The following is a 25,794-nucleotide window of genomic DNA, read 5'->3' as shown; positions in this document are numbered from 1 at the left end:
TCCGTCCGGTCCAGGGTCTGTCCGGGCCAGGGCCCGTCCGGCCCTGATCCGCCGGACAGACCCCAGAGCCCGGAGCGCGCCGTGACCGAGAGGGCACCATGACCGAGACCGCGCCGCCCGACAGCGCCCTCGCCGACACCGTCCTGGACCGGCTCACGACCCTCTACCCCGCAGCGGGGAACCCCTTCCGGGCCCAGGAGATGGTCGCGTACATGAAGGGCGTCGCCCCGTTCCTCGGAGTCCGCACCCCCGAGCGCCGCGCCCTGTCCCGCACCGTCCTCGACGGCATCCCGCGCCCCGACGAGGACGACTGCGCCGCCGTCGCCCTGCGCTGTTTCGCCCTGCCCGAGCGGGAGTACCACTACTTCGCCGTCGACTACCTCCGCCGCCATGTGAAGCGCTGCTCCTCCGGCTTCCTCCCCGTCGCCCGCCGGCTCGTCACCACCGTCTCCTGGTGGGACACGGTCGACCACCTCGCCGCCCACGTCGTCGGCGGCCTCGTCGCGGCCGACCGCTCCCTCGGGGCCCGCATGGACGAGTGGATCGAGGACGAGGACCTGTGGGTGGCGCGCACCGCGCTCCTCCACCAGCTCCGCTTCAAGGAGGACACCGACGCCGACCGGCTCTTCGCCCACTGCCTGCGCCGCGCCGACCACCCCGACTTCTTCGTCCGCAAGGCGATCGGCTGGAGCCTGCGCGAGTACGGGAAGACCGCGCCCGGCGAGGTGCGCGCCTTCGTGGCCGCGAACGCCTCCGTGCTCTCCCCGCTCTCCGTCCGCGAGGCCCTCAAGAACCTCTGACCCACCCCGGCCGCCGGCCCGCCGCGGCCCGCGCCGGGCGCGCCCAGGCCGTGGCCCACGCCGAGGCGGTGGCCGCCGTATGGGCCGACTGACGGCCCCTACCCGACGCACCGCACAATGAGGGTGTGAACGAGCACATCCCCGTCATCCGCGAGGTCGACCAGGGCACCGCGCGCCTCATGCCCGACGTGGACCGGGAGCGCGCCTGGCTCCTGACGGTCGACGGCGCCCCCCAGTCCTACGTCGACCTGGACGATCCGGCGTACCTGGAGTTCGAGTACGCGCGCCGGCTCGCCCATGTCGTCGACGGCGCGGCAGCCGAGGGCGAGCCCCTGGACGTCCTGCACCTGGGCGGCGGGGCGCTCTCCCTGCCCCGGTACGTCGCCGTCACCCGCCCCGGTTCGCGCCAGGACGTGGTCGAGGCGGACCGGGAGCTGCTCGCCCTCGTCGCCGAGCACCTGCCGCTGCCCGAGGGTTCGGGCACCACCGTGCACGGCGCGGACGCCCGGCTCTGGCTGGAGGCCGCGCCCGACGGCTCGGCCGATCTCATCGTCGGCGACGTCTTCGGCGGCTCGCGCGTACCCGCGCACCTCACCTCCGTCGAGTACGCCCGGGAGGTCCGGCGCGTCCTGCGGCCCGGCGGGCTCTACGCCGCCAACCTCGCCGACGGCGCGCCCTTCGCGTTCCTCCGCTCCCAGCTCGCCACCTTCGCCGCCGTCTTCCCGGAGCTGGCCCTCGTCGCCGAACCGGCCGTGCTGCGCGGCCGCCGCTTCGGGAACGCGGTCCTGGTCGCCTCCGGCCGGGAGATCGACATCGCCCACCTCGCGCGGCGGGCCGCCGCGGACGCCTTCCCCGCGCGCGTGGAGCACGGGGAGACCCTCGACCGGTTCACCGGGGACGCGGAGCCGGTCCTGGACGCCGGAGCCGTACCGTCACCCGTTCCGCCGGAGGGTGCCTTCGGCATCGGCTGAGCCCGCCGTCGAAGCGTCCGCCGAGGCATCGACCGAGACATCGGCCGCGGTGGATGCGGGCGGCCCGCCCGCGACCGCCTTCGTGTGCGGACGGCGGGTCATGTTCCGTACGTCCGGCACCAGCAGGACCAGCGCCGTGACGAGCACCATCAGGGCCGCGGCTCCCCACAGCGCCTCGTTCCGGCCGAAGGCGCTCTCGGCGGGGCCCGCCAGCGCCGTGGTCAGCGGCAGCAGGGCGGTCGAACCGAACCAGTCGTAGGCGGAGACCCGGGACAGCTTCTCCTCCGGGATCTCCTGGTGCATCGTCGTCATCCACGAGACGCCGAAGACCTCGATCGCCACACCGCTGACGAACATCGCGATCGTGAGGCCCACCGCGTCCAGCGGCACGGCGAGCGCGGCCGAGGGCAGCGCGATGGGGAAGACGCAGAGCGTTCCGACGAACAGCATCCGGCGCGGCTTCCACCGGGTCATCAGAACGGCGCCAGCGACCGTGCCCACCCCGTACGCGGCGAGCGCGATGCCCCAGGGCCGGGCGCCGCCCAGCTGGTCCCGGGCGACCAGCGGCCCGAACACCGACTCGACCGCGCCGATCAGGCCGACGACCACCGAGAACTGGGCGACGATCGACCAGAGCCACGGCCGGCCGATGAACTCCTGCCAGCCCTCCCGGAGATCGGCGAAGAGTCCGCCGCCAGGGGCGCGCTCCGGGGTGCCGCTCAGATCGAGGAAGGCGCGCAGTCCGCCCGCGACGGCGAACGCGAGCGCGTCGATCGCGAGGACCCAGCCGGGACCGACGAAGGCGACCAGCGCACCGCCGAGCGCGGCTCCGCCGATACCGGCGCCGTGCATGGCCATCCGGTAGACGGCGAACGCCCGGCCGGCCTGTTCGCCGCTGACGCTGCTCATCAGCATGCCCTCGGCCGCCGGGTTGAAGAAGGCCTGGCCGGTGCCGCAGAGCGCGGTGAGCACCATCATCTGCCAGATCCGTGCCTCGCCCGAGAGGACGAGGACCGCGAAGACGGCCTGCGAGACGCAGTTGAGGGCGTTGGCGGCGACCATCACGCGGTGGCGGGGTATCCGGTCCGCCACCGCGCCGCCGATGAGCAGGAAGAGGACGAGCGGCAGGAACCGCGCCATCGCCACGAGCCCCACGTCGCCGGCGCTGCCCCCGGTCTCGAAGACGGCCCACGTGGTGGCGATCAGCGCGCCGTGCGCGCCGAGGTTGGTCACGATCGTGGCGGCGGTCAGCAGGACGTAGTTGCGGCCCGCCCATTCGGGGCGGCGGGAGCCGAGGGGGGTGCGGCGGGGGGAGGCGGCGGGTTTCGTCACCCCGGGACTATCCCTGCCGCCTCCCCCTCCTGCCAAACCGATATCCGGACGGTGAGGAACGCTCCACGGCGCTCCGTCCGCCGGCCGGGTCAGGAAGCGGAGGTGAGCCTGACCGTGGAGAGGATCTGCCGGATGGTGGCGTCCGGCACCTCGTCCTTGACGCCGTCGGCCCCGTAGAGCACCCAGGTCGTGAAGTCGCCCTTGGCGTTCTTGAAGGTGAAGGCGATCGACTTGCCGTCCGACTCGCACTTGTTGCGCTTCTTGACGCCCGGCGCCGTGGCGGTCGACATGCTGCCGGTCAGCCCGGACTTCGTCGTGTACGGCACGGCCTTGGTGATCTTGATGGTGTTCTTGGGCATGTGCTGCGCGTAGCCGCCCCACACCCATGAACCGGCCTCGCCGTACGCGGCGTCCGACGTGTTCTTCGCGCCCTGGCCGCCCTTGGTGCCGGCGGTGCTCAGCCCCCAGGTCTCCTGGGTGCCGTTCTTGTCGACGTCGTAGGTGCACCACTCGCTCTTGAGGCGGGTGGGGCTGGTCATGGTCATGAGCGGGGTGCCGTCGTTCTTCTTCTCGTCCTCGAAGGCGGTGATCATCCCGGGCTTCAGCACCTGCCACTCGGGCGGTACGTCGAAGAGGGTGCCGTACTTGGGGTTGTGGACGACCTTCCAGCCGGGGATCGTCGGCTGCTGGGCGGCACCGTCACGCGGGTTGTCGAGGGGCGGTGCGGAGGACTCGGTGCCCGCCGACGGCTGACCGGAGGCCGGGGCCGACACGGAGGGCTTCTTGTCGTCGGCGTTCGGCGTCTTCTCGTCGTCCTTGGAGAGGACCAGGAAGCCGGTGACGCCCGCCGCGACGACGACGGCGGTCGCGGCGACGATCGCCACGAGGGTCGTCTGCTTCTTCTTCCCGCCGTCGGGACCGGGCGCACCGGGCTGTCCCGGCATCTGTCCCTGCCCCGGCACCGCGTACTGCGGCACGGTCGGCTGCTGGTACGGGTTCGGCTGTCCGTATCCCGGCTGCTGGGGATGGGCCTGCTGGCCGTACCCCTGCTGCGGGTAGCCCGGCTGCGCGGGCTGCTGCGGATGGCCGGGCTGCGTCGGCGGCTGCGGGTACCCGGGCTGGGCAGGCGGCTGCTGATACGGGTTCGGCTGCTGGTACCCCGACTGCTGGTAGGGGTTCTGACTCTGGTCCTGCGGGTTCTGCTCGCCCCCGGGCGGCTGCTGTCCTGGCCACATGGCCAGTAACCATAGAGGTGCGGGGGCGGCCGGACCACGAGAGGGATGGCCAAGGCTGCTACTCACGGGTAACATCACGCCTCATGAGCGCAGACCAGATGACCGTCGGCGAGATGCTCGCCGCGACGGTCCCCATGGCCGGAACCCTCAACCTGGAGTTCCTGGAGACCACCGCCGAGCGCGCCGTCGTGCGCCTGCCGGACCAGCCCGCGTACCACAACCACGTCGGCGGCCCGCACGCCGGAGCGATGTTCACCCTGGCCGAGTCCGCCAGTGGCGCCATCGTGCTCGCCGCCTTCGGCGACCAGCTCGGCCGCGCCGTCCCGCTCGCCGTCAGCGCCGAGATCGGCTACAAGAAGCTGGCCATGGGCGTCGTCACGGCCACCGCCACCCTGGGCCGCCCCGTCGCCGATGTCGTCGCCGAACTGGACGCCGGGCAGCGGCCGGAGTTCCCGGTGCGCATCGACATCACCCGCGAGGACGGCGCCGTCACCGGCGAGATGACCGTCGTGTGGACGCTCCGCCCGAACGCCTGAGCCGGACGGCCCGCGCCGCCGCGACCACGGCCGTCCTCTTCGGCGACGCCGACCCCGGCGGCCGCCTCACCCGGACCTTCCCGGCCGCCGAGGACCGCCACCCCACGGCCGGGAACCCGCGCCGCTACCCGGGCGAGGGTGGGGTGGAGGAGTACGGCGAGGGCGTCCACGTCGGCCACCGCTGGTACGCGGCGCAGGGCGTCACGCCCCCTCGGCACGGGCCGCGGGACCGTCCGCGTCGGCGCCTCCTCCAGCGACCCCGGCCTCACCCTCGGCGTCGAGGTCGGCCCCTCCTGACCGGGTAGGCTGCCCCGGCGTGCCCCGACGCGGTGCACGCCGGGCGGCCGATACGGGAGGAACCGCGTTGCACGTGCAGGAATGGCTGGAGACGATCCCGGCGGTCGCGATCTACGCGCTGGTGGGCGTGGTGATCGGGCTCGAGAGCCTGGGCATCCCGCTGCCCGGCGAGATCGTGCTCGTCAGCTCCGCGCTGCTCGCCTCGCAGCACGGCGACATCAACCCGTACGTGCTCGGTGCCTGTGCCACCGCCGGCGCGATCATCGGCGACTCGATCGGCTACGCCATCGGCCGCAGAGGCGGCCGGCCGCTGCTCGCCTGGCTGGGGAAGAAGTTCCCGAAGCACTTCAGCGAGGCCAACATCGCGCTCGCCGAGCGCTCCTTCCAGAAGTGGGGCATGTGGGCGGTCTTCTTCGGCCGCTTCATCGCCCTGCTGCGCATCTTCGCCGGACCGCTCGCGGGCGTCCTGCACATGCCGTACTGGAAGTTCCTCATCGCCAACGTCTTCGGCGGCATCCTGTGGGCCGGCGGCACCACGGCCGTCATCTACTCGGTCGGCATCGTCGCCGAGGCCTGGCTCAAGCGCTTCTCCTGGCTCGGCCTGGTGCTGGCCGTGCTGATCGGCGTCGCCTCGATGCTGATCATCAAGAACCGTGCCAAGAAGGCGGCTGCGGAGCGGCCGGCCACCGCGGAGCCGGATCCGGTCGCCGTCGGGGACTGACAGCAGGCGCAGAAGAGGGCGGCACCCGTGAAGGGTGCCGCCCTTCTTCGTGTACCGATCAGTCCTCGAAGGCCTCGGCGTGGCCCTTGGCCAGCAGCAGGTACATCTCGGCGTTCAGCTTGATGCCCGCCTTCTCCTCCTCCGTGAGCGGGCGGCGCACCTTCGCCGGGACGCCCGCGACCAGCGAGCCAGGCGGTACCTCCATGCCCTGCGGCACGAGCGCCTGGGCGGCCACGAGCGAGCCCGCGCCGATCCGGGCCCCGTTGAGGACCGTCGCGCCCATGCCGACGAGCACGTCGTCCTCGATCACGCAGCCGTGCACGGTGGCGTTGTGCCCGACGGTCACGCGGGCGCCGATCGAGACGGGGAAGCCGGGGTCGACGTGGACCGTGGTGTTGTCCTGGATGTTGGAGTCCTCGCCGATCGCGATGGGACCGCAGTCCGCCCGCAGCACGGCGTGGTACCAGATGCTGGCGCGGGCGCCGAGGGTCACCTCGCCCAGCACCACGGAGGTGGGTGCGGTGAACGCGGTCGGGTCGATCCGCGGCTCCTTGCCGCCCACGCCCTTGATCAACGCCTCTGCCATGGTTCGCTCCTGATCGTCTGCCGTCGTGTCGCGCCCGGGGTCGCCCCCGGCCGCAGCCTATGCCGTGCTCATGACGGACATCACAGCGCACCGCACTGATCAGGCACGACGGCGCCGACTACCGTGGCCGGGTGGCCAGGAACAGAAACACGTTCTCCTCTCTCGCCGCCTGGCGTCGCCGGGTCGTCGCCCGTGCCGTGCAGGGCGGCTGGCGCTGGCTGCAGCAGGCCGGTTCCGTCACAGCCGAGCACCCGGGACGGCTGCGCTTCCGCCGCCTCGGCGCCGGTACCCGGCTCGCCTTCCCGCAGGGCACGGTCTTCGGCGAGCGGTGGATCGAGATCGGCGAGTGCTGCATCATCGCCGAGCAGGTCACGCTCACGGCGGGGATGCTGCCGGGCCTCGACCTCGGGACGGAGACGGTCCTGACCCTCGGGGACGGGGTGGTCCTCGGCCGCGGCAGCCACGTCATCGCCGACACGACGGTGACCATCGGCTCGGACACCTACTGCGGCCCGTACGTCTACATCACCTCGACCAATCACAGCTACGACGACCCGGACGAGCCCATCGGCCGCCAGTGGCCCCGCTCGGAGCCGGTCTCCATCGGGCCCGGCTGCTGGCTCGGCACCGGGGCGGTGATCCTGCCCGGCGCGCGCATCGGCCGGAACGTGGTGGTCGCGGCCGGCGCGGTGGTACGCGGCGAGGTCCCGGACCACTCGGTCGTGGCGGGCGCCCCGGCCAAGGTCGTGCGCAGCTGGGACGCGGAGAAGGGCTGGCAGCCGCCGCTGCGGACCCCGGCCCCGGTCCCGCTCCCGGACGACGTGACCTCGGAGCAGCTCGCGGCGCTCGCCGCGTGGGAGGCCGACCAGGTGGCCGGTTCCTCCGAGGCGGTCCCCTCCTGACCCGACCGGGTCAGGAGGGGGCTCAGGCGCCCCAGGCGATCAGGGCCGTGCCCGCGAGGGCGAGGCCCGCGCCCGCCGCCTGGATCGCGCGGAGGCGTTCCTTGAGGACGCCGCGGGCGGCGAGGGCCGTCACCACCGGGTAGAGGCTGGCGAGGACGGCGGCGAGGGCGACCGGGCCCTGCTGCGCGGCGATCGCGTACGTACCGTTGGCGGCGACGTCCGCGAGGCCGACGAAGGCCAGGGCCGGGAGCGCCGCGCGGACCACCCGCGGGCCGCCCTCGGGAAGGGCCCGGCCGCCGCGCCGCACCGAGGCGTACAGGGCTCCGCCGCCCACCAGGACGTTGGTGACGCGCTGGACGAACAGGGCGAGGAAGAGGCCGGTGACGGTCGTCGCGGACTCGGCGATGAACGCCATCACCGCGCCGAAGCCAAAGGCCGCGCCCAGGGTCAGCAGGACCGCCTGGCGCTGGACGGGCGCGCCGCGCAGTTCCGGGCCGCCGGCGAGGACCACGCCGAGGATCGCCACGACGATGCCGCCGACCTGGTACAGCCCCGGAAGTTCGCCGGCGAGCAGGCCCACCGAGATGGGGACGACCACGCCGAGCGAGCCGAGCGGGGAGACCACGCCCATGGGGCCGAGGGCGAGCGCCTTGTAGAAGGCGAGCATGGCCGCGGGGCCGACGACTCCGGCGCCGACCGCGTACCAGAGCTGGGGTCCCGCCTCGGTCCAGGCTCCGGTGGCGAGGACGACGGAGCTGAGGACGAGGACCGCGAGGGCCTGGGAGACCACGACGACCGTCAGGGCGGGGATCCGGCGGGTGAGGAGCCCGCCGCCGAAGTCGGCGAGGCCCCACAGAAGGCTGGTGGCCAGGGCGAACAGGGCGGTCATGGATCCTCGCAGTCGCGTACGGCAGCACGCAGTACAGTGCAGTGAACAATCGGGTACAGCTCACCGTAGTTCAGTGCATTGAACTCTGTCATCCAAAATATTGGACGGAATGTGTCGGACCTCGATCAGCTCACGCAGTCGCTCGCCCGGAATCTGAAGCGCTGGCGCAAGGAGCGGAGCTTCACCCTGGACGCGCTCGCCGCACGGGCCGGGGTCAGCCGGGGCATGATCATCCAGATCGAGCAGGCCAGGACGAACCCCAGCGTCGGCACCACGGTGAAGCTGGCCGACGCCCTCGGCGTCTCCATCACCACCCTCCTCGACTACGAGCAGGGCCCCCAGGTCCGGCTCGTCCCGCCCGACCAGGCCGTCCGCATGTGGTCCACCTCCACCGGCAGCCACACCACCCTCCTGGTCGGCACCGAGGCCCGCGGTCCGCTGGAGCTCTGGTCCTGGACGCTCATGCCGGGCGACGGCAGCGCCTCCGACCCGCACCCGGAGGGCACGACCGAGCTCCTGCACGTCACCGCCGGCGTCCTCACCCTCGTCGTGGACGAGGTGGAGCACGTGCTGCCGGCGGGCACCTCCGCCGTCTTCGAGGCGAGCCTCGCCCACGCCTACCGCAACAACGGCGACGAAACCGTCGAGATGACGATGGCGGTCTCCATCCCGCCCGCACGCTGAGACGAGCGTCCGTACTCCGGGCGCCGGTTGTTAGCGTGGGTCGCATGCGCGCACCCATCGGAGACTTCGAGACCGCCCGGCCGGCCCCCGACTGCCTCGACGAGCTGACCGGCCCCGTCGCCGCCGCCGTACGCGCCTGGCGGGGTCCCGTCCCGGCCGACCAGCTGCTGTACGTGGACACCGACCCGGCCATCGCCGACACGGCCGTCTTCGTGGAGCACTACGGGCCCGCGCTCCTCGACGAGTCCGCCAACTGCGTGGTCGTCGCGGGCAGGCGGGGCGAGACGACGACCCTGGCCGCGTGCGTCGTGAAGTCGGCGACCCGGGTCGACGTCAACGGCGTCGTACGCAAGCACCTCGGCGCCCGCAAGGCCTCGTTCGCACCGACGGACACCGCGACCGGCGAGACCGGCATGGAGTACGGCGGCATCACCCCCGTCGGCCTCCCGGCCGACTGGCCCCTCCTCGTGGACGCCGCCGTCGTGGACACCGAGTGGGTCCTCATCGGCAGCGGCCGCAGGCGCGGCAAGCTCATCGTGCCGGGCAAGGCCTTCGCCCAACTCCCCGGCGCGGTCGTCCTGGAGGGCCTCGGCGTCCCGGTCGGCTGAGGCCCCAGGCGACGGTGGTCAGCCGAGGCGCGGGTGCGGGCGCCCGGTAGCGCTCAGCCGAGGCGCGGGATCTCGATCGCGGGGCAGCGGTCCATGACCATGTCCAGGCCCGCCTCGCGGGTACGGGCGAAGGCGGCCTCGTCGATCACGTCCAGCTGGAACCAGACCGCCCGGGCGCCGATCGCGACGGCCTCGTCGGCGACCCGGCCCGCCAGCTCGCTGTTGACGAAGACGTCCACGACGTCGACCGGGAACGGGATGTCGGCGAGCGAGGCGTACCCCTGCTCGCCGTGGACCGTCTCCGCCTTCGGGTGGACCGGCACGATCCGCTTGCCGAAGCGCTGGAGGACGGCCGCAACCCCGTACGCGGCCCGCGCCCGGTTGTTGGAGAGCCCCACCACCGCCCACGTGTCGCCCGTGGACGTCAGGATCCGCCGGACCGCCTCCGAAGCGGAGTACGCGGTGGGTCCGGTCGGGTCTCCCGCCGGCTCGTCCGCCGGCTCGGTGGTCGTGGTGTCGACGCTCATCTCTCCTGCTGCCTCTCCTCGGCACGGCCCGTCACAGAGGAGAACGAGCCGCGCCGTGCCGTGATTCCCGGCCGGGGCCTCAGAGCTCCCAGGCGCGCCGTTCGGCCTCGCGCGGCGCCTCCACCAGGGACGGGAGGCCCGGGCCGAAGGTCATCACCGGGCGGGACGCATCCCACGGACGCCAGCCCGGGTCGCCCGTCGCGGCGAAGGCCACCCAGGCCGCGTGCATCGCCGTCGCCAGCTCCCGCGGCGCGTCGGGGCCCGTCAGCGCCCGCGTCTCCGGCAGATCGAGCGTGTCGAAGACGAAGCCGAGTTCGAGCGCGTGGCAGGCGCGGAGGTCGAGCACGGGGGAGCGCCAGCCGAACTCGTACAGATAGGTCGCGGCGGCTCTTCCGGAGTGCAGCCGGAAGTCCGCCAGCATGTTCAGCGGGACCCGCAGCAGTCTGTCCGTCGCGATCGCGCCCAGGACCTCGCCCGGCTTCTCCTGCGGCCGGCACTCCCGGTACACCTTCGCCGTGCTGGACGGTATCTGTCCCTTCCGGAGCAGGAGCCGCTGACCCAACGGCCCCACCCGGTCGGCGTGTCCGTCCGGTACGAACCACAGCCGGTACTCATCCGTGTTCGTGCCCATCAGCAGCTCCACCTCTGCCGAAGCGCCGTCCACGAGCGCGTCCCCCGGATCCTCCGGCACGACGTCGCCGTCCACGGCGATGTGGAAGGGGTTGCCGGCGATGAACGGCGATCCCTTGCCCGTCACCGCGGTCTGCGCCGCGAGCAGCCGCTCCGGGTCCACACGGGCGAACGCCTCCGCCGTAGCCGGCACCTTGAGCCGTGCGGCGATCGCCTCCGTGGTCTTCCGGGCGGTGGCGATCGACCGGGAGGTCGGCGCGCCGCTCTGCAGCACGGCCCGCCGGAACAGGCCCTTCGCGAGCGGCGAGGCCAGCAGGGCGGCGATCGATATCGCACCGGCCGACTCGCCGAACACGGTGACCCGCTCCGGGTCCCCGCCGAAGGCCGCGATGTTCTCCCGCACCCAGGTCAGCGCGGCGATCTGGTCGCGCAGACCGAGGTTGGTGGGCGCGTCGGGGAAGACCCCGAACCCTTCGACGCCGAGGCGGTAGTTGATCGAGACGAGGACGACGCCGTCCCGGGCGAAGGCGGTGCCGTCGTAGACGGGGACCGCCGAGGAGCCGTGGACCAGCGACCCGCCGTGGATCCAGACCATGACGGGGCGCCCGCCGTCGGCGGTGCCTCCGTCACCGGGACCGTCCTCGCCGAAGCCGTCCACGCCGGGACCGGTGGCCGGCCAGGGGGCCCAGACGTTGAGGTTGAGGCAGTCGTCGCCGGCCACCTCGGGGTCGGGGAGCAGCGCGGCGAGCGGCGGGGCGTACGGGCGCTTGGGCGCCGTCGGCCCGAAGGCGGTGGCCTCCCGGATCCCGTCCCAGGCCTCCGCCGGCTGCGGTGCGCGGAAACGCAACTCCCCGACGGGGGCCTGCGCGTAGGGGATGCCGAGGAAGGACGCCACGCCGTCCTTCAGGGCGCCCCGCAGAACGCCGTTCCTCGTGCGGGCCCCGGGGTCGTCCTGGACGTGCTCCGCGACGTGCTCCGACATCGATTCACCTTCTCCTCGGGTCGACGGTGACGGACCGTCCAGATCATGGGGTTAAGGGAGGGCTTGCGGTCAACCCCCCGACACCAGCGCCCGCTTGAGGATCTTGCCGGTCGGGCCGAGCGGCAGTTCCTCGACGAAGCGCACGATCCGGGGGTACTTGTGGCGGCCGAGCCGCTCCCGCGACCAGGCGACGAGCTCCTCCTCGGAGAGCGGGGCGGCGCCCCCGCGGCGTACCACCACCGCGCACACCTCCTCGCCCTTCGCGTCGTCGGGGACGCCGATCACCGCGACCTCGGAGACCGAGGGGTGGCGCACGAGCACCTCCTCGACCTCGCGCGGGTAGATGTTGTAGCCGCCCCGGATGACCAGGTCCTTCTTCCGGTCCACGATCCGCAGGAAGCCGCCCTCCTCCAGGACGCCCAGGTCGCCGGTGCGGAACCAGCCGTCCACGATCGCCGCCGCCGTCGCCTCCGGATTGTCGAGGTACCCGGCGAAGACGTTGTGTCCGCGCACCACGACCTCCCCGATCACGCCGTCCGCGAGCAGGACGACCTCCTGGTCGACGGCCGCGTCCGCGATCCCCACCTCCACGCCCCACACCGGGTGCCCGACCGTCCCCGGCCGGCGGCCGATGTGCGGCTGGTTGAAGGTGGCGACCGGCGAGGTCTCCGTCAGGCCGTACCCCTCCAGGACCCGCGTACCGAAGGTCTCCTCGAAGCGCTCCAGGACGGCGACCGGCAGGGCCGCGCCGCCCGAGACGGCGGCGCGCAGGGCCGTCGGGCGCCGGTCGGAGACCGAAGCGGCCTCCACGAGCGCGTGGTACATCGTCGGCACCCCCATGAAGACCGTCACGTCCTCGTCGGCGAGCACCTCCAGGGCCGCCGGGCCGCTGAACCGGGGCATCAGCACGAGGGTCGCGCCCTGGCGCAGCGTCCCGTTCATCGCACAGGTCTGGCCGTAGCTGTGGAAGAGCGGCAGACAGCCGAGCACCACGTCGCCCTCGCCAAGACCGAGCAGGTCCTGCGAGGTCACGGAGGCGTTCATGACGATGTTGAGGTGGGTCAGCAGGGCCCCCTTGGGGCGGCCCGTCGTCCCGCTCGTGTAGAGGATCACCGCGGTGTCCGAGGGCTCGGCCGGCTCCGCCGCGGCCAGCGGCTCGGCCGCCGAGGGCGCCCCCTGGAACGCCCGCACCCCGGCCGCCCGCGCCGCCTCGTCGGCCACCGCCCACAGCGGCCCGCCGCTCACGATGCCCACCGCGCCGCTGTGCTCCAGGACGTACCGCACCTCGTCGGCGACGAGCAGCGCGTGCACCGGCACGACGGTCGCACCGGCCGCGAGCGCGCCGTAGTACACCCGCAGGAACTCGGTCGTGTTCGGCAGCAGCACGGCCAGCCGGTCGCCCGGCTTCACCCCGGCCTCCCGCAGCCCGGCGGCGCAGCGGAGCGCCTCTGTCCACAGCTCCTGGTAGGTGAGCCGGGCCGCACCCTCGACGAGGGCGATCCGGTCGGGGAAGTGACGGGCGGACTCGCCCAGCACGTCGGCGACGCTCAGTGACATGACACGCTCCAGGGACGCGGAGGCAACAGCGCTGTTGACGATCGGCTGACACGGCACAGAATCCGTCGCGCCGCCGCCCGGACGCCATGTGCAGGTGCCCACCATGTGGCGCGGCGAGCTGGGCAGCGGCCCCACTGCCGCGCACGACCCGTGGCATTCGCCAAATCCCGGGGTTACGGTGCGAGCCATGACGCACAGCCCGGCCGCACCCCGCCCCGGCGCCACCGCCCGCGAGCCCGCGCCCCGCGAGGCCGCTTCCCGCGAGCCCGCTTCCCGGGAGGCCGCTTCCCGCGAGCCCGCGCCCCGCCAGGCCGCTTCCCGAGCGGGCGGCCTCCGTCCGGCCGCCGCCCGCTCCGCCGAGCCGCGCTCCGCCGCTCCGCGCGCCGGTGTCTCCCGGCCCGGTGCCGCGCGTTCCGGGGGGACCCATACGCCCCTGGGGCTCGACGCCGGGTCCGGGGAGCTGCGGCGTGCGCTCTCGATGGCGATGCGCGCCGACATCGACCGGCTCACCGACCGCGCCGTCGACGACATCCGCGCCCACTCCGGTACGTACGCCTCCGACGCCCCCGTCACCCGCGAGGACCTCTGGGCGATCTGCCGCGACAACCTCCTGCGCGCCCTGGAGGACTTCGGCGGCCTCGCCCCGACCGGAGGCGACTTCGAGTGGGCCGCCCGCGAGACCGGCCGGCGCCGCGCCGAGCAGGGCGTTCCCCTCGACACCGTCCTCCAGGCCTACCGGCGCGGCGGCCGGGTCCTCTGGCAGGTCATGGCCGAACACCTACGCGCCCGGGCCGGACGCGAGGCCGACAGCAGGGACATCGAGCTCGACATGGCGAGCGGGGTCTGGGAGACCATCGACCGCTACTCCGTCGCGATGGCCGACGCGTACCGGCTCGCCCAGCTGGAGCTCCAGAGCCGCCAGGACACCCGGCGCGTCGCGCTCTTCGAGGCGCTGCTCGACGGCCGCGCCGACGACCCCGCCGTCGCCGCGGCCGCGGCCGCCGCGCTCGGCGTGCCCGCGTTCGACCGGTACGTCGTCGTGGTCGCCGCGCAGGATCCGGCCGCCCCGCCGCACCTCGCGCCCGTCCTGGAGGCCCAGGGGATGTGGTCGTTCTGGCGGCCCCGCTCCGGCCGGTACGCCGGGATCGTCCGGCTGCCCCGCCGCGACACGCCCCCCGGCCGGCCCGCCGCCCGGCCCGGCGGCTCCGCCGACCCGGCGACGCGCGCCCTCCTGGAGGTCCTGCGGGAGCTGACCGGCGCCACCGCGGGCGTCTCGCCGGAGTTCGAGCGGCTCTCCCAGGCCGGCCGCGCGCTGCGGCTCGCCGAGCAGACCCTCCGTACCCTCCCGGCGGGCAGCGGGGAGGTCGCCGTCTTCGACGACCGGCTCGCCCAGGTGCTTCTCAGCGGGCGCGCCGACATCGCCGAGCGGATCGTCACGGTCCACCTCGGGCCCGTCCTCGCCACCGGCGGCGAGCGGGCCGCGCTCCTGACCACCCTCCGGGTCTGGCTGGACCACGGCTGCTCGGCCGCCCGCGCCGCCGAACACCTCTACTGCCACCGCAATACCGTCCTCAACCGCATCGGCCGCATCGCCGAGCTCACCGGCCGCTCCAGCGAGTCCGGCGAGGCCCGCCTCGGCTGGGCCCTGGCGCTGCGCGCGCTGCCGTACGCGGGTCTGGCGGACGGCCCCGAACCGGCCGCCGGGGAGTACGAGACCGACGGAACGTAGGCTGGCGGGATGCAGGAGCAGTACCGCACGCTGGCCCGCGAGGGTGTGCACGAGACCGAGATCAACCGCTCGCGCTTCCTCTGCGCGCTCGCACCCGTCGCCGACGAGCGGGAGGCGCAGGACTTCGTCGCACGCATCCGCAAGGAGCACCTCACCGCCACGCACAACTGCTTCGCGTACGTCCTCGGCGCCGACGCCTCCGTCCAGAAGGCGAGCGATGACGGCGAGCCCGGCGGCACGGCGGGCGTACCGATGCTCCAGATGCTCCTGCGGCGTGAGATGCGTTACGTCGCCGCCGTCGTCACCCGCTACTACGGAGGCGTGAAGCTCGGCGCGGGCGGTCTCATCCGCGCCTACGGCGGCGTGGTCGGGGAGGCGCTCGACGCCCTCGGCACGGTGACCCGGCAGCGCTTCCGGCTCGCCACCGTCACCGTCGACCACCAGCGGGCCGGGAAGCTGGAGAACGACCTGCGGGCGACCGGCCGCGCGGTCCGGGACGTGCGGTACGCGGAGGCCGTCACGATCGAGATCGGCCTGCCGGACGGGGAGGTCCCGGCCTTCCGGGCCTGGCTCGCCGACACCACGGCGGGCACGGCGGAGTTCACCCTCGGCGGCGAGGCGTACGGGGACGCCTGAACCGGGGCGCCTGAACCCGGGCGCCTGAACCGGGACGCCTGAACCGGGGCGCCTGAACCCGGGCGCCTGAACCGGGACGCCTGAACCGGGACGCCCGAGCCGGGATGCAACCGGGACGCCCGAATCCCGTACGGCCTCGCCCACACCCCCGGCCGGGATAGCGTGGAGGGCGCACACGACGGGAACCGGCGGCGAGGAGCGGCACACATGCGGGGTGGGACGGCATCGTGAGGCTCCTGCACACCTCGGACTGGCATCTCGGCCGGTCCTTCCACCGCGTCGGTCTCCTCGAAGCCCAGGCCGCCTTCCTCGACCACCTGGTGGCGACGGTCCACGCGCACGAGGTGGACGCCGTCCTCGTCGCCGGGGACGTCTACGACCGGGCCGTGCCGCCGCTGCCGGCCGTCGAGCTCTTCGACACCGCCCTGCACCGCCTCGCCGAGGCCGGGGTGCCGACCGTCATGATCTCCGGCAACCACGACTCGGCCCGCCGCCTCGGCGTCGGCGCCGGGCTCATCGAGCGGGCCGGCATCCACCTCCGTACCGACCCGGCCGGGATCGGGACCCCCGTCGTCCTCTCCGACGCCCACGGCGAGGTGGCCCTCTACGGCCTGCCCTATCTCGAACCCGCGCTCGTCCGCGGACAGCTGGGCGCCGAGAAGGCCGGACACGAGGCCGTCCTCGCCGCCGCCATGGACCGGGTCCGCGCGGACCTCGCGGGCCGACCCGCCGGCACCCGCTCCGTCGTCCTCGCCCACGCCTTCGTGGCGGGCGGAGCCCCCAGCGACAGTGAGCGGGACATCACCGTCGGCGGTGTCGCCGCCGTCCCCGCCGGGGTCTTCGACGGCGTCGACTACGTGGCGCTCGGCCACCTCCACGGCAGCCAGACCGTCACCCCGAGGGTGCGCTACTCCGGCTCCCCGCTGGCGTACTCCTTCTCCGAGGCCGACCACCGCAAGACGATGTGGCTCGTCGACCTCGGCCCGGCCACCGACTCCGCCGGCCCGGCCACCGGCTCCGACGCCCCGGCCACCGACTCCGGACGCCCGGCCACCGGCTCCGCCGGCCGGGCGACCCACGCCGACCCCCCGGCCACCGACTCCGACGGACAGGCTGCCGACCCCGACGGCCCCCACGGCGCGCTGCTCCGTGCCGAGCGCGTCGACTGCCCCGTACCCCGCCCCCTCGCGCGGATCCGTGGACGGCTCGACGACCTCCTCGCAGACCCGGCGCTCGCGCCGCACGAGGAGTCCTGGGTCGAGGCCACCCTCACCGACCCCGTACGGCCCGCCGATCCCATGGCGCGGCTCACCGGGCGCTTCCCGCACACCCTGAACCTCGTCTTCGACCCCGAGCGGACCGACAGCGGCGCCGGCGCCTCCTACGCCCAGCGGCTCCGGGACCGCAGCGACCAGCAGATCGCGGAGGACTTCGTGGCCCATGTGCGCGGCGGCGCGGGACTCGACGGCCCGGAGCGGACGGTGCTGTACGGCGCCTTCGACGACGTACGGGTCGACGCGGCCGAGCGCGAGGTGGGCCGGTGAGGCTGCACCGCCTGGAGATCACCGCGTTCGGGCCCTTCGGCACCACGCAGACGGTCGACTTCGACGCCCTGTCCTCCGCGGGGCTCTTCCTCCTCCACGGACCGACCGGTGCCGGGAAGACCTCCGTCCTCGACGCCGTCTGCTTCGCCCTCTACGGAAGCGTGCCCGGCGTCCGGCAGAGCCCCGGCGCCTCCCTGCGCAGCGACCACGCCCCCGTCGGCACGTACACCGAGGTCCTCCTCGACCTGACCGTGGGCGAGCGGCGCGTCGAGATCACCCGCCGTCCCGCACAGCAGCGGCCCAAGAAGCGCGGCGGCGGCTTCACCACGGAGAAGGCCCAGACCTGGCTCCGCGAGTACGACGCCGCCACCGGTGAGTGGGCCGGGCTCAGCCGCTCCCACCAGGAGGTCGGGGAGGAGATCACCCAGCTCGTCGGCATGAGCCGCGAACAGTTCTGCCAGGTCGTCCTCCTCCCGCAGGGCGACTTCGCGAAGTTCCTGCGCGCCGACGCCGAGGCCCGGGGCAAGCTCCTCGGCCGTCTCTTCGACACCCGCCGCTTCGCCGCCGTCGAGGAACGCCTCGCCGAGCTGCGGCGCGCCGCCGAGCAGCAGGTACGGGACGGGGACGAGCGGCTCCTCACCCTCGCCCACCGCATGACGCAGGCCGCCGGTGGACTCGACGCCGCCCGCACGCCCGTCGAGGGGCGGCCCGGCGATCCCGGCCTCGCCGACTCCGTCCTGACCTGGGCCGCGGTCGCCCGCACGGAGGCCCGCGAGGCCCTCGACATCGCCGACGTACGGTTCGCCGCCGCCGAGCGCGGGCAGATCGCCGCGCGCGCCGCCCTCGACACCGAGAAGGAGCTCGCGGACCGCCAGACCCGGCACGCCGACGCGCTCCGGCGCCGCGAGCAGCTCACCGCCCGCGCCCCCGAGCGCGACCGGCACCAGGCCGCCCTCGACCGCTCCCTCAAGGCCGAGCGCGTCACGCCCGCGCTCGCGCTGCGCCAGGAGGCCGAGCGCGACCACGCCACCGCGGACGCCGCCCGCGCGCGGTTCCGCGCCCTGCTGCCGGCGGAGCTCGCCGACGCCGGGGCCGAGCACCTCTCCGCCCTGGAGCACCGGCTGCGAGGCGAGCTCGGCGGACTCGAGGAGGCCCGCCGTGCCGAGCGGCGCGCCGAGCTCCGTGCCGCCGAGATCGCCGAGGAGCGCACCGTCCTGGCCCGGGAGGCCCGGGCCGACGAGGACGTCCTCCAGGACGCGGCCGGCTGGCTCGCCGACTGGGAGCCGCGCCGCGCCGCCCTCACGGCACGCGTCGAGGCCGCGACGGACGCCGCGGCCCGCGCCGAACACCTCGCGGGCCGTCTGGAGCCCGCCCGCCGACGCCTCGCCGCGGCCCGCCGCCGTGACGCCCTGGCGCGGGACACGACGGCCGCCGAGGCCCGGCTCACGGACGCCCGCGAGCACCGGAACACCGCCCACGAGGAGTGGCTCGACGTCAAGTCCCGCCGGCTGCGGGGGATCGCGGCCGAACTCGCGGCCACCCTCGCCGAGGGCGAGCCCTGCCAGGTCTGCGGCTCCGCCGCCCACCCGGCCCCCGCCCGCACCACCGCCGACCACGTCGACCGCGCCACGGAGGACGCCGCCTACGCGGCCTACACCCGCGCCGACGAGGCCCGTACCGCCGCGGAGCGCGAGCTGGCCGTCACCCGGGAGGCCTGGTCCACGGCCCGGGCGGAGGCCCTGCCCGATTCCGGCGGCCCCGGGCCCTCCGCCGCTTCCACCTCCTCCTCCACCAATGACCCAACCGTCGGCGAACTCGACCGCGAGGTGGGGGAGTTGGCCCGGCTCCACGCCGAGGCGCACGCGCTCGCCGGGCAGACGCATGCCGCCCGGGAGGCGCTCGCGCGCGCCGAGCGGGAGCACGAGGAGCGGGTCGGCGCGCAGCGGGAGGCCGAGCGGCGGGTCGCCGCACGCACCTCGCGCCGCGAGGCGCTGGAGCGGGAGCGGTCCGCGCTCGACGAGGAACTCGCCCGTGGGCGCGGTGCGTTCGGCAGCGTGGCCGAACACGCCACCCGGCTGGAGCGGAAGATCGCCGTCCTGGTCGACGCCGCCGGGGCCGTACGCGATGCCGAACTCGCCGCCCAGCGGCTCAAGGAGGCCGACGCCCGGCTCGCCGACGCCGCCTACCGCGCGGGCTTCGCGCATCCGGCCGAGGCCCGCGCCGCCTTCCTCGACGAGGCCGCCCGCCGCGCCCTCCAGCAGCGGGTGGACGCCTGGCAGGCGGAGGCCGCGGCCGTCGCGGACCGGCTCGCCGAGCCCGGCACCGCGGCCGCCGCCGCACTCCCGTCCGCCGACCCGGCCGCGGCCGCGGCCGCCCACGCCGCGGCGGACCGTGCCCTGCGACAGGCCTCGTCCGCGCTGGCGGCCGCGCGCGAGCGGGGGACCGAACTGACCGGGCTCTCCCGGCAGGCCGGCACCGAGGTCCGCCGGCTCGGCCCGATCCGCGAGGAGTACGACCGGGTGGCCCGCCTCGCCGGGCTCACCGCGGGAACGTCCGCCGAGAACGAGCGCCGGATGCGCCTGGAGTCGTACGTCCTGGCCGCCCGGCTCGAACAGGTCGCCGCCGCCGCGACCGCCCGTCTCCAGCGCATGTCCTCGGGCCGCTACACGCTCGTGCACTCCGACGCGCGCACCGGCGGCAAGCGGGCCGGCCTCGGGCTGCACGTGGTCGACGCCTGGACGGGCAACGAACGCGACACCGCCACGCTCTCCGGCGGCGAGACCTTCTTCGCCTCCCTCGCGCTCGCGCTCGGTCTCGCCGACGTCGTCACGGACGAGGCCGGCGGCGTCCGGCTCGACACCCTCTTCATCGACGAGGGCTTCGGCAGCCTCGACGAGCAGACCCTCGACGAGGTCCTCGACGTCCTCGACTCGCTGCGCGAACGCGACCGCAGCGTCGGCATCGTCAGCCACGTGGGCGATCTGCGCCGCCGCATCCCCGCCCAGCTGGAGGTCGTCAAGGCGCGGCAGGGCTCCGCGGTGAGGCTGCGTACGGGCGAGGACGCGCTCAGCGGCTGATGGAGCGCCGGGGCAGCGGCGAGGAGTAGACGACGCTCGTCGTGACCGAGCCGAGCGTGGCGATCTTCCCGGAGATCTCCTCCAGGTGCTTCATCGAACGGGCGGCGACCTTGAGGACGAAGCAGTCGTCGCCGGTGACGTGGTGGGCCTCCAGGACCTCCGGAGTGGTGGCGATGAGGTCGTGGAACGGCTTGTAGTTGCCGTGGGGATAGCGCAGCCGGACGAAGGCGAGGATGGGCAGCCCGAGCCGGTCCTGGTCGACGATCGCGGTGTACCCGGCGATCACTCCGGCGTCCTCCAGGCGCCGCACCCGCTCGGTCACGGCGGACGGCGACATCGACACGGCGCGGGCGAGCTCGGCGAAGCTGGCCCGGCCCTCGGACTGGAGGGCTTCGAGGATGCGCCAGTCGGTGGCGTCCGGGGTGTATGCGGTGGTCATGCAGGAGAAATAGCAGGGGAATCCCCGGCCGATCAAGCGAACAGCCGGGGATTCCCCTGGAGCGGTACGCGGTCGGTGCCGTGAACGCGTAGCGCGGGGCAGGGTCGTGCAGCGCCCCGCCTAGAGGCGGGAGATCTCGTCGACCAGGTCGTCGAGGCCCAGCGGGCCCTGCGAGAGGGCCGCCATGTGCCAGGCCTTCGCGTCGAACGCCTCGCCGTGCGCGGCCCGCGCGTTGGCGCGCCCGAGCAGCCAGGCGCGCTCGCCCAGCTTGTAGCCGATCGCCTGTCCCGGCATCGAGAGGTAGCGGGTCATCTCGCTCTCCACGAAGGCCGGCGGGCGGCTGCTGTGCAGCTGGAAGAACTCCTGGGCGAGCTCCGGGGTCCACCGCTCGCCCGGGTGGAACGGCGAGTCGGCCGGGATCTCGAGACCCAGGTGCATGCCGATGTCCACGATCACCCGGCACGCGCGCATCATCTGGCCGTCGAGGTAGCCGAGGCGCCGCTCCGCGTCGGGCAGGAAGCCGAGTTCGTCCATGAGCCGCTCCGCGTACAGCGCCCAGCCCTCCACGTTGGCGCTCACCTTGCCGATGGTGGCCTGGTAGCGGGAGAGCCGGTCGGCGACGTGCACCCACTGCGCGATCTGGAGGTGGTGGCCGGGGACACCCTCGTGGTACCAGGTCGACACCAGGTCGTACACCGGGAAGCGGTTCGTGCCGTCCACCGGCAGCCAGGTGCGGCCGGGGCGGGCGAAGTCCTCGGACGGGCCGGTGTAGTACGGCGCGGCGGCGCCGCCGGGCGGGGCGATCCGGGACTCCACCCGCCGTACCCGGTCGGCGAGTTCGAAGTGGGTGCCGTCGAGGGCCGCGATGGCCTCGTCCATCAGCTCCTGGAGCCAGACCCGGACCTCCTCCACGCCCTCGATGTGCGTCCCGTGCTCGTCGAGGTGGGCGAGCGCCTCCCAGGGGCCCGCGCCGGGCAGGATCCGCTCGGCCTCGGTCCGCATCTCACCGAGGAGTCGGTGGTACTCGGTCCAGCCGTACGCGTAGGCCTGGTCGAGGTCCAGGTCGGTGCCGTTGAAGTAGCGGGTCCAGCGCTGGTAGCGCTCACGGCCCACCGTGTTGGGGGCGTCCGCGACGGCCGGGGCGTACACGTCCCGCATCCAGTCCCGCAGGGCCGCGACCGCCTCCGTGGCGCCCCGGGAGGCCGCCGCGAGCTCGGTGCGGAGCTCCTCGGGCAGCGTCTCGGGGCCGGCGGCGGCGAACTCCTCGAACCAGCCCGGCCTTCCGCTCTCCCCGCCCGCCCACTCGGTGAGCTGCTCGACGAAGGTGGCGGTGGGGCGCGGTCCGGCGAACCGCTTGCGCTCCAGGCCCAGTTCGAGCGCGGTGCGGTACCCCTCCAGTGCGGCGGGAACGGCCCGCAGACGGGCGGCGACCGCCGTCCAGTCCTCCGGGGTCTCCGTCGGCATCACGGTGAAGACGATGCGCACGCTGTGGGCGGGCGAGCGCATGTTGCTGACCGTGCACAGGCCCTCCTCGGCCTCGTGCATGGCGAGTTCGGCCGTGAGGCGCTCCCTCAGCAGCCGGGCGCAGCGCTGTTCGGCGTCGGTCGAGGCGCCCGCGGCGCGCTCCGCCTCGTCGAGCGCGGCGAGCGTCCGCCGGGCCAGTTCCGCCACGGCCTTCTGCCCGTCGGGCGAGAAGTCGGGCAGACGACCGGCGCTCTCCTTGACTCCCAGGTACGTACCGGTGATCGGGTCGAGGGCGATGAGTGCGTCGACGTGGGCGTCGGCGACCTGGCGGGGCAGCGGGCTGCTGGAAGTCTCTGGCATGGGGGCCATCCTGATGCCTCCGGCGGGGCCGCGTCACCCTCGTCCGGTCTCAGTCGGCTGACAAGGAAGGGCCCGTCGACGGTGGCAGCAGCGGGCCGCACTCCCACTGCTGGAAGATCAGCCGGGTCTCGACCCGGGCCACCTCGCGGCGCGAGGTGAACTCGTCGAGCACGAGTCGCTGCAGGTCGGCGGGGTCCGCCACGGCCACATGCACCAGGTAGTCGTCGGGTCCGGTCAGATGGAACAGGGCCCGGGACTCGGGCAGGGCCCGGATTCGGTCCACGAACGGACCGATCAGTTCCCGCCGGTGGGGGCGGACCTGGACGAGGAGAAGCGCTTCAAGTCCGCGGCCGAGTTTGGCCGGATCCAGTCGCAGCTGGTGTCCGAGGATGACGCCCGTGCGGCGCAGCCGTGCCACCCGGTCGAGGCAGGTCGACGGCGCCACGCCGACCTCGGCGGCGAGCTCGCGGTAGGTGGTCCGGGCGTCGTTCTGCAAGAGGCGAAGAATGTGCAGATCGACCGCGTCCAGTACGACAGATTCAGCCATCGGTCGAACGTAGCACGGCTACTTCCCGCTACCTTCCGGTATACGTTCACAGTGCCGCCATGGACGCCATGGACCGCGACCCCTCGGCCACCCCGAGGGCGCTCGCCACCGAAGCCGTACACGCCGGCCGCGAGGACCTCGCGACGCTCGGAGTGCACGCCCCGCCGATCGACCTGTCCACCACCTACCCCTCGTACGACGCCCGGGCCGAGGCCGCCCGCATCGACGAGTTCGCCACCACGGGGGCCCGGCTCGACGGCCCGCCCGTCTACGCCCGGCTCGACAACCCCACCGTGGCCCGCTTCGAGGAGGCGCTGGCCCGACTGGAGGGCACCGAGTCCGCCGTGGCCTTCGCCAGCGGGATGGCCGCCCTCAGCGCGGTCCTGCTGGCCAGGGCGAGCCAGGGGCTGCGCCACGTGGTCGCGGTCCGCCCGCTGTACGGCTGCAGCGACCACCTCCTGGACGCGGGGCTGCTCGGCACCGAGGTGACCTGGACCGACCCGGCGGGCATAGCCGACGCGATACGGCCCGACACCGGCCTCGTCATGGTCGAGTCCCCGGCGAACCCGACCCTCGCCGAGGCCGACATCCGCGCCCTCGCTTACTCCTGCGGCTCCGTGCCGCTCCTGGTCGACAACACCTTCGCCACGCCGGTCCTCCAGCGCCCCGTCGAACAGGGCGCGCGGATCGTGCTGCACAGCGCGACCAAGTACCTGGGCGGGCACGGCGACGTCATGGGCGGGATCGTGGCCTGCGACGAGGAGTTCGCCCGTACCCTCCGCCAGGTCCGCTTCGCCACCGGCGGGGTGCTGCACCCGCTCGCCGGTTATCTGCTGCTGCGCGGACTCTCCACCCTCCCCGTACGGGTGAGGGCGGCGTCCGCCTCGGCGGCGGAGCTCGTCCGGCGACTTGCCACCGACCCCCGCATCGCCCGCGTCCACTATCCGCGGATCGGTGGCGCGATGATCGCCTTCGAGGTGTACGGGGACCCGCACGACGTGATCGCCGGCGTGCGGCTGATCACCCCGGCGGTGAGCCTCGGCAGCGTCGACACCCTCATCCAGCACCCGGCCTCCATCAGCCACCGGATCGTGGCCGAGGGAGACCGGCGCTCGGCGGGCGTCAGCGACCGGCTGCTGCGCATGTCGGTCGGTCTCGAGGACGTCGAGGACCTCTGGCGGGACCTGACGCAGGCGCTCAGCGCTCCGCCCGCCGGACCTCTCCGTGAGGCAGCGACCGCGACGGTGACGCAGGGCGCGGGGCCGGTCGCGGTGGAGCGGCCAGTCGGGCGGTGATCACCAGGGTGCCCTCCTCGATCTGGTAGTCGAGGGGAAGGTTCAGCGCCCGCATGGCGGCCACCATCCCGGTGTTGGACGCCTGGGTCACGGCGTACACGCTCTCGCAGCCGGCCTCCTCGGCCATCGCCACGAGCCGGCCGAGGAGCTCGGAGCCGATGCCGCGCCGCTGCCAGTCGTCCTCGACCATCAGGGCGACCTCCGTCTCGTCGCCGTCCCACAGCAGGTGACCGAGGGCGACGAGCCGCCCGGAGGTCGTCTGCACGGCGAGCGTGCGCCCGAAGCGGGGGCTGAGCAGGTGGTCGAGGTAGCGGTCGGCGTCGCCGATCGGGCCGTGGTAGCGCAGACCGAGCGTGCGGGTCGAGCAGCGGTCGTGCATGGCCCGGGCGGCGGGCACGTCGCGCTGGTCGGCGCGGCGGATGGTGATCTCGTTGCCTTCCGGAAGGGTCAGCACGTCCTGGCTGTGCGGGAGACGCGGGCCGAGCCGTGCGTCGAGCTCGACCAGCGCGCGGGCGCGGGCGAACTCGGTCGGGGTGAAGGGGAGATAGGGCCGCTCGACGATGAGCGTGCCGCCGTGCGGGTCGCGCAGCCGCATCACCGTCTCCTCCAGGACCCCTTCGACCGGGGCCTGTTCGCCGATGGGGCGGCCGGTGAGCGAGAGGGCCGGTACGGAGTGGAGGGTGCAGCGGCCGAGGAGCTGGCGCAGCGCGAGCGGCAGTTCGGCCGCGTCGAGCGCCGTACGGGTGGCGAGGCCGAGGACCCGGGTGGGGGTGTCGACCAGGTCGTGGGCGTCGGCCCGCTCGGTCCAGGTGTCGCGGCCGCCGGCCGCCGCGGTCTCGCGGGCGAGGGCCTGGGCGGAGAGGTCGGCGGGGGCGCGGAGCAGGAACTCGTCGACCGTGCCCCGGGCGAGCGGGTGGGTCTGCAGGGTGAGGATGTCCACGCCCAGGCGGGCGAGGACCGTGCACAGGGCGGCGAGGCTGCCCGGGGTGTCCTGGACGGTGGTCCGCATCCGCCAGAGCACGGTCTCCCCGGCCGGCCTGGACGCGGATGCCGCCTGGTCGCTCGGCTCGGCCGGGTCGGTCGACGCGGAGGCAGCGGTGCGGGCGGCCGGCCCGCCGGTATCACCGGCGGGCGGTGCATGGCTGTGGCTGTGCCGCCGCGCCCACCACGTGTGGAAGCCGGCGGTGGCGGCCAGCGCGATCGCCGAGAAGACCAGGAGGTAGTGGCCGTCGGGCCCCTTGGCGATGGTCTTGGCGATCGTGTCGGCCACCACCACGGCGGTGAACAGGGCGGCGAGCTCGATCAGGTCGTGCCGCCAGTGGTGCGGGCGGCGGTTGCTCTTCGAAGACGTCACATCGGTCATGGCTTCACTGTGACTCAGCGGTGTTGCGTGATCACGAACGCTTTGTGACTGACGGGTTAAGCGCCGATCTGGTGCCTTAGAGA

At 74.0% G+C, this 25,794-nt stretch carries 24 protein-coding genes; 13 read left to right on the top strand and 11 right to left on the bottom strand.

Annotated features, from left to right (window positions below; translation table 11 throughout):
• Window positions 1–98 precede the first annotated feature (98 nt).
• Window positions 99–800, top strand: coding sequence for a DNA alkylation repair protein (locus OG361_RS05520; RefSeq protein ID WP_405852160.1), 702 nt, complete (start codon window positions 99–101; stop codon window positions 798–800).
• A gap of 125 nt (window positions 801–925) precedes the next feature.
• Window positions 926–1,771, top strand: coding sequence for a spermidine synthase (locus tag OG361_RS05515; protein ID WP_405852159.1), 846 nt, complete (start codon window positions 926–928; stop codon window positions 1,769–1,771).
• Here the strand turns inward: OG361_RS05515 and OG361_RS05510 are convergent.
• Both OG361_RS05510 and OG361_RS05505 read right to left on the bottom strand, forming a co-directional pair.
• Window positions 1,733–3,103, bottom strand: a complete 1,371-nt coding sequence (locus OG361_RS05510; protein WP_405852158.1) for an MFS transporter — start codon at window positions 3,101–3,103, stop codon at window positions 1,733–1,735. The two genes, OG361_RS05515 and OG361_RS05510, sit on opposite strands and share 39 nt — an antisense overlap.
• 89 nt (window positions 3,104–3,192) lie before the next feature.
• A complete protein-coding gene (locus OG361_RS05505; protein ID WP_405852157.1) occupies window positions 3,193–4,338 on the bottom strand; it encodes a hypothetical protein in 1,146 nt (381 codons plus the stop codon).
• A gap of 98 nt (window positions 4,339–4,436) precedes the next feature.
• Here OG361_RS05505 and OG361_RS05500 point away from each other — a divergent pair, with 98 nt between their 5' ends.
• From OG361_RS05500 to OG361_RS05490, 3 genes are read left to right on the top strand one after another with little or no spacing between them, the layout of a single operon-like run.
• Window positions 4,437–4,874 carry a DUF4442 domain-containing protein gene (locus OG361_RS05500; RefSeq protein ID WP_405862090.1) on the top strand — a complete coding sequence of 146 codons (438 nt, stop codon included), beginning with the start codon at window positions 4,437–4,439 and terminating at the stop codon, window positions 4,872–4,874.
• On the top strand, window positions 4,850–5,179 hold the full coding sequence (locus OG361_RS05495) for a hypothetical protein (RefSeq protein WP_405852156.1): 330 nt from the start codon (window positions 4,850–4,852) through the stop codon (window positions 5,177–5,179). Before OG361_RS05500 ends, OG361_RS05495 begins: the two co-directional genes overlap by 25 nt.
• A gap of 59 nt (window positions 5,180–5,238) precedes the next feature.
• On the top strand, window positions 5,239–5,892 hold the full coding sequence (locus OG361_RS05490; RefSeq protein ID WP_405852155.1) for a DedA family protein: 654 nt from the start codon (window positions 5,239–5,241) through the stop codon (window positions 5,890–5,892).
• A gap of 58 nt (window positions 5,893–5,950) precedes the next feature.
• Here the strand turns inward: OG361_RS05490 and OG361_RS05485 are convergent, their stop codons facing one another.
• Window positions 5,951–6,478 (bottom strand): gamma carbonic anhydrase family protein, encoded by a 528-nt coding sequence (locus OG361_RS05485; protein WP_405852153.1) that lies wholly within the window; start codon window positions 6,476–6,478, stop codon window positions 5,951–5,953.
• Between the two features lie 131 nt (window positions 6,479–6,609).
• On the opposite strand from OG361_RS05485, the gene OG361_RS05480 reads away from it, so the two are divergent.
• Window positions 6,610–7,380 carry an acyltransferase gene (locus tag OG361_RS05480; RefSeq protein WP_405852152.1) on the top strand — a complete coding sequence of 257 codons (771 nt, stop codon included), beginning with the start codon at window positions 6,610–6,612 and terminating at the stop codon, window positions 7,378–7,380.
• 22 nt (window positions 7,381–7,402) lie between these two features.
• Here the strand turns inward: OG361_RS05480 and OG361_RS05475 are convergent, their stop codons facing one another.
• Window positions 7,403–8,269: an EamA family transporter gene (locus OG361_RS05475; RefSeq protein WP_405852151.1), complete on the bottom strand. Its 867-nt coding sequence runs from the start codon at window positions 8,267–8,269 to the stop codon at window positions 7,403–7,405.
• Window positions 8,270–8,380: 111 nt separating this feature from the next.
• On the opposite strand from OG361_RS05475, the gene OG361_RS05470 reads away from it, so the two are divergent.
• Together OG361_RS05470 and OG361_RS05465 are read left to right on the top strand one after the other, a co-directional pair.
• Complete coding sequence (locus tag OG361_RS05470; protein WP_405852149.1) at window positions 8,381–8,953, top strand: helix-turn-helix domain-containing protein; 573 nt, start codon at window positions 8,381–8,383, stop codon at window positions 8,951–8,953.
• Between the two features lie 44 nt (window positions 8,954–8,997).
• Window positions 8,998–9,561 (top strand): YbaK/EbsC family protein, encoded by a 564-nt coding sequence (locus OG361_RS05465; protein WP_405852147.1) that lies wholly within the window; start codon window positions 8,998–9,000, stop codon window positions 9,559–9,561.
• Window positions 9,562–9,614: 53 nt separating this feature from the next.
• On the opposite strand, the gene OG361_RS05460 is transcribed toward OG361_RS05465, so the two are convergent.
• The 3 genes from OG361_RS05460 to OG361_RS05450 all read right to left on the bottom strand — a co-directional run bounded on the left by OG361_RS05460 (window position 9,615) and on the right by OG361_RS05450 (window position 13,257).
• Window positions 9,615–10,088, bottom strand: coding sequence for a CoA-binding protein (locus OG361_RS05460; protein ID WP_405852145.1), 474 nt, complete (start codon window positions 10,086–10,088; stop codon window positions 9,615–9,617).
• Between the two features lie 79 nt (window positions 10,089–10,167).
• Window positions 10,168–11,700 (bottom strand): carboxylesterase/lipase family protein, encoded by a 1,533-nt coding sequence (locus OG361_RS05455; protein ID WP_405852143.1) that lies wholly within the window; start codon window positions 11,698–11,700, stop codon window positions 10,168–10,170.
• A gap of 69 nt (window positions 11,701–11,769) precedes the next feature.
• Entirely contained in the window at window positions 11,770–13,257 is a 1,488-nt protein-coding gene (locus tag OG361_RS05450) for a long-chain-fatty-acid--CoA ligase (RefSeq protein ID WP_405852141.1), read from the bottom strand.
• A gap of 187 nt (window positions 13,258–13,444) precedes the next feature.
• Here OG361_RS05450 and OG361_RS05445 point away from each other — a divergent pair, with 187 nt between their 5' ends.
• From OG361_RS05445 to OG361_RS05430, 4 genes are all read left to right on the top strand, one after another.
• The gene (locus OG361_RS05445) at window positions 13,445–14,986 is read left to right on the top strand and encodes a helix-turn-helix domain-containing protein (RefSeq protein ID WP_405852140.1); all 1,542 of its coding nucleotides are present in this window, start codon (window positions 13,445–13,447) and stop codon (window positions 14,984–14,986) included.
• A 9-nt stretch (window positions 14,987–14,995) separates the two neighbouring features.
• Entirely contained in the window at window positions 14,996–15,622 is a 627-nt protein-coding gene (locus tag OG361_RS05440; protein WP_405852138.1) for a YigZ family protein, read from the top strand.
• A 227-nt stretch (window positions 15,623–15,849) separates the two neighbouring features.
• Window positions 15,850–17,166 carry an exonuclease SbcCD subunit D gene (locus OG361_RS05435; protein ID WP_405852136.1) on the top strand — a complete coding sequence of 439 codons (1,317 nt, stop codon included), beginning with the start codon at window positions 15,850–15,852 and terminating at the stop codon, window positions 17,164–17,166.
• Complete coding sequence (locus OG361_RS05430) at window positions 17,163–20,243, top strand: AAA family ATPase (protein ID WP_405852135.1); 3,081 nt, start codon at window positions 17,163–17,165, stop codon at window positions 20,241–20,243. The genes OG361_RS05435 and OG361_RS05430 overlap by 4 nt, the downstream gene beginning before the upstream one ends.
• On the opposite strand, the gene OG361_RS05425 is transcribed toward OG361_RS05430, so the two are convergent.
• The 3 genes from OG361_RS05425 to OG361_RS05415 form a co-directional block, all read right to left on the bottom strand.
• Entirely contained in the window at window positions 20,233–20,682 is a 450-nt protein-coding gene (locus tag OG361_RS05425) for an Lrp/AsnC family transcriptional regulator (RefSeq protein ID WP_405852133.1), read from the bottom strand. The genes OG361_RS05430 and OG361_RS05425 overlap by 11 nt on opposite strands.
• Window positions 20,683–20,802: 120 nt before the next feature.
• Window positions 20,803–22,506, bottom strand: coding sequence for a DUF885 domain-containing protein (locus OG361_RS05420; protein WP_405852132.1), 1,704 nt, complete (start codon window positions 22,504–22,506; stop codon window positions 20,803–20,805).
• Between the two features lie 49 nt (window positions 22,507–22,555).
• On the bottom strand, window positions 22,556–23,053 hold the full coding sequence (locus OG361_RS05415) for an Lrp/AsnC family transcriptional regulator (RefSeq protein WP_405852131.1): 498 nt from the start codon (window positions 23,051–23,053) through the stop codon (window positions 22,556–22,558).
• 59 nt (window positions 23,054–23,112) lie between these two features.
• On the opposite strand from OG361_RS05415, the gene OG361_RS05410 reads away from it, so the two are divergent.
• Window positions 23,113–24,348, top strand: coding sequence for a trans-sulfuration enzyme family protein (locus OG361_RS05410; RefSeq protein WP_405852130.1), 1,236 nt, complete (start codon window positions 23,113–23,115; stop codon window positions 24,346–24,348).
• On the opposite strand, the gene OG361_RS05405 is transcribed toward OG361_RS05410, so the two are convergent.
• On the bottom strand, window positions 24,251–25,711 hold the full coding sequence (locus tag OG361_RS05405; RefSeq protein WP_405852128.1) for a GNAT family N-acetyltransferase: 1,461 nt from the start codon (window positions 25,709–25,711) through the stop codon (window positions 24,251–24,253). The two genes, OG361_RS05410 and OG361_RS05405, sit on opposite strands and share 98 nt — an antisense overlap.
• Between the last annotated feature and the right edge of the window lie 83 nt (window positions 25,712–25,794).

Origin of the sequence: Streptomyces sp. NBC_00090, from assembly GCF_045160815.1 — a bacterium.
In the GTDB taxonomy this organism is placed as follows: domain Bacteria; phylum Actinomycetota; class Actinomycetes; order Streptomycetales; family Streptomycetaceae; genus Streptomyces.
This window is presented reverse-complemented; position numbering and strand designations above follow the sequence as displayed.

Excerpts from the sequence above, each read along its gene's own strand:
- OG361_RS05520 (WP_405852160.1), top strand. The coding sequence starts at position 99 with ATGACCGAGACCGCGCCGCCCGACAGCGCCCTCGCCGACACCGTCCTG.
- OG361_RS05505 (WP_405852157.1), bottom strand. The coding sequence starts at position 4,338 with ATGTGGCCAGGACAGCAGCCGCCCGGGGGCGAGCAGAACCCGCAGGAC.
- OG361_RS05500 (WP_405862090.1), top strand. The coding sequence starts at position 4,437 with ATGACCGTCGGCGAGATGCTCGCCGCGACGGTCCCCATGGCCGGAACC.
- OG361_RS05485 (WP_405852153.1), bottom strand. The coding sequence starts at position 6,478 with ATGGCAGAGGCGTTGATCAAGGGCGTGGGCGGCAAGGAGCCGCGGATC.
- OG361_RS05475 (WP_405852151.1), bottom strand. The coding sequence starts at position 8,269 with ATGACCGCCCTGTTCGCCCTGGCCACCAGCCTTCTGTGGGGCCTCGCC.
- OG361_RS05465 (WP_405852147.1), top strand. The coding sequence starts at position 8,998 with ATGCGCGCACCCATCGGAGACTTCGAGACCGCCCGGCCGGCCCCCGAC.
- OG361_RS05460 (WP_405852145.1), bottom strand. The coding sequence starts at position 10,088 with ATGAGCGTCGACACCACGACCACCGAGCCGGCGGACGAGCCGGCGGGA.
- OG361_RS05455 (WP_405852143.1), bottom strand. The coding sequence starts at position 11,700 with ATGTCGGAGCACGTCGCGGAGCACGTCCAGGACGACCCCGGGGCCCGC.
- OG361_RS05450 (WP_405852141.1), bottom strand. The coding sequence starts at position 13,257 with ATGTCACTGAGCGTCGCCGACGTGCTGGGCGAGTCCGCCCGTCACTTC.
- OG361_RS05445 (WP_405852140.1), top strand. The coding sequence starts at position 13,445 with ATGACGCACAGCCCGGCCGCACCCCGCCCCGGCGCCACCGCCCGCGAG.
- OG361_RS05440 (WP_405852138.1), top strand. The coding sequence starts at position 14,996 with ATGCAGGAGCAGTACCGCACGCTGGCCCGCGAGGGTGTGCACGAGACC.
- OG361_RS05425 (WP_405852133.1), bottom strand. The coding sequence starts at position 20,682 with ATGACCACCGCATACACCCCGGACGCCACCGACTGGCGCATCCTCGAA.
- OG361_RS05420 (WP_405852132.1), bottom strand. The coding sequence starts at position 22,506 with ATGCCAGAGACTTCCAGCAGCCCGCTGCCCCGCCAGGTCGCCGACGCC.
- OG361_RS05415 (WP_405852131.1), bottom strand. The coding sequence starts at position 23,053 with ATGGCTGAATCTGTCGTACTGGACGCGGTCGATCTGCACATTCTTCGC.
- OG361_RS05410 (WP_405852130.1), top strand. The coding sequence starts at position 23,113 with ATGGACGCCATGGACCGCGACCCCTCGGCCACCCCGAGGGCGCTCGCC.
- OG361_RS05405 (WP_405852128.1), bottom strand. The coding sequence starts at position 25,711 with ATGACCGATGTGACGTCTTCGAAGAGCAACCGCCGCCCGCACCACTGG.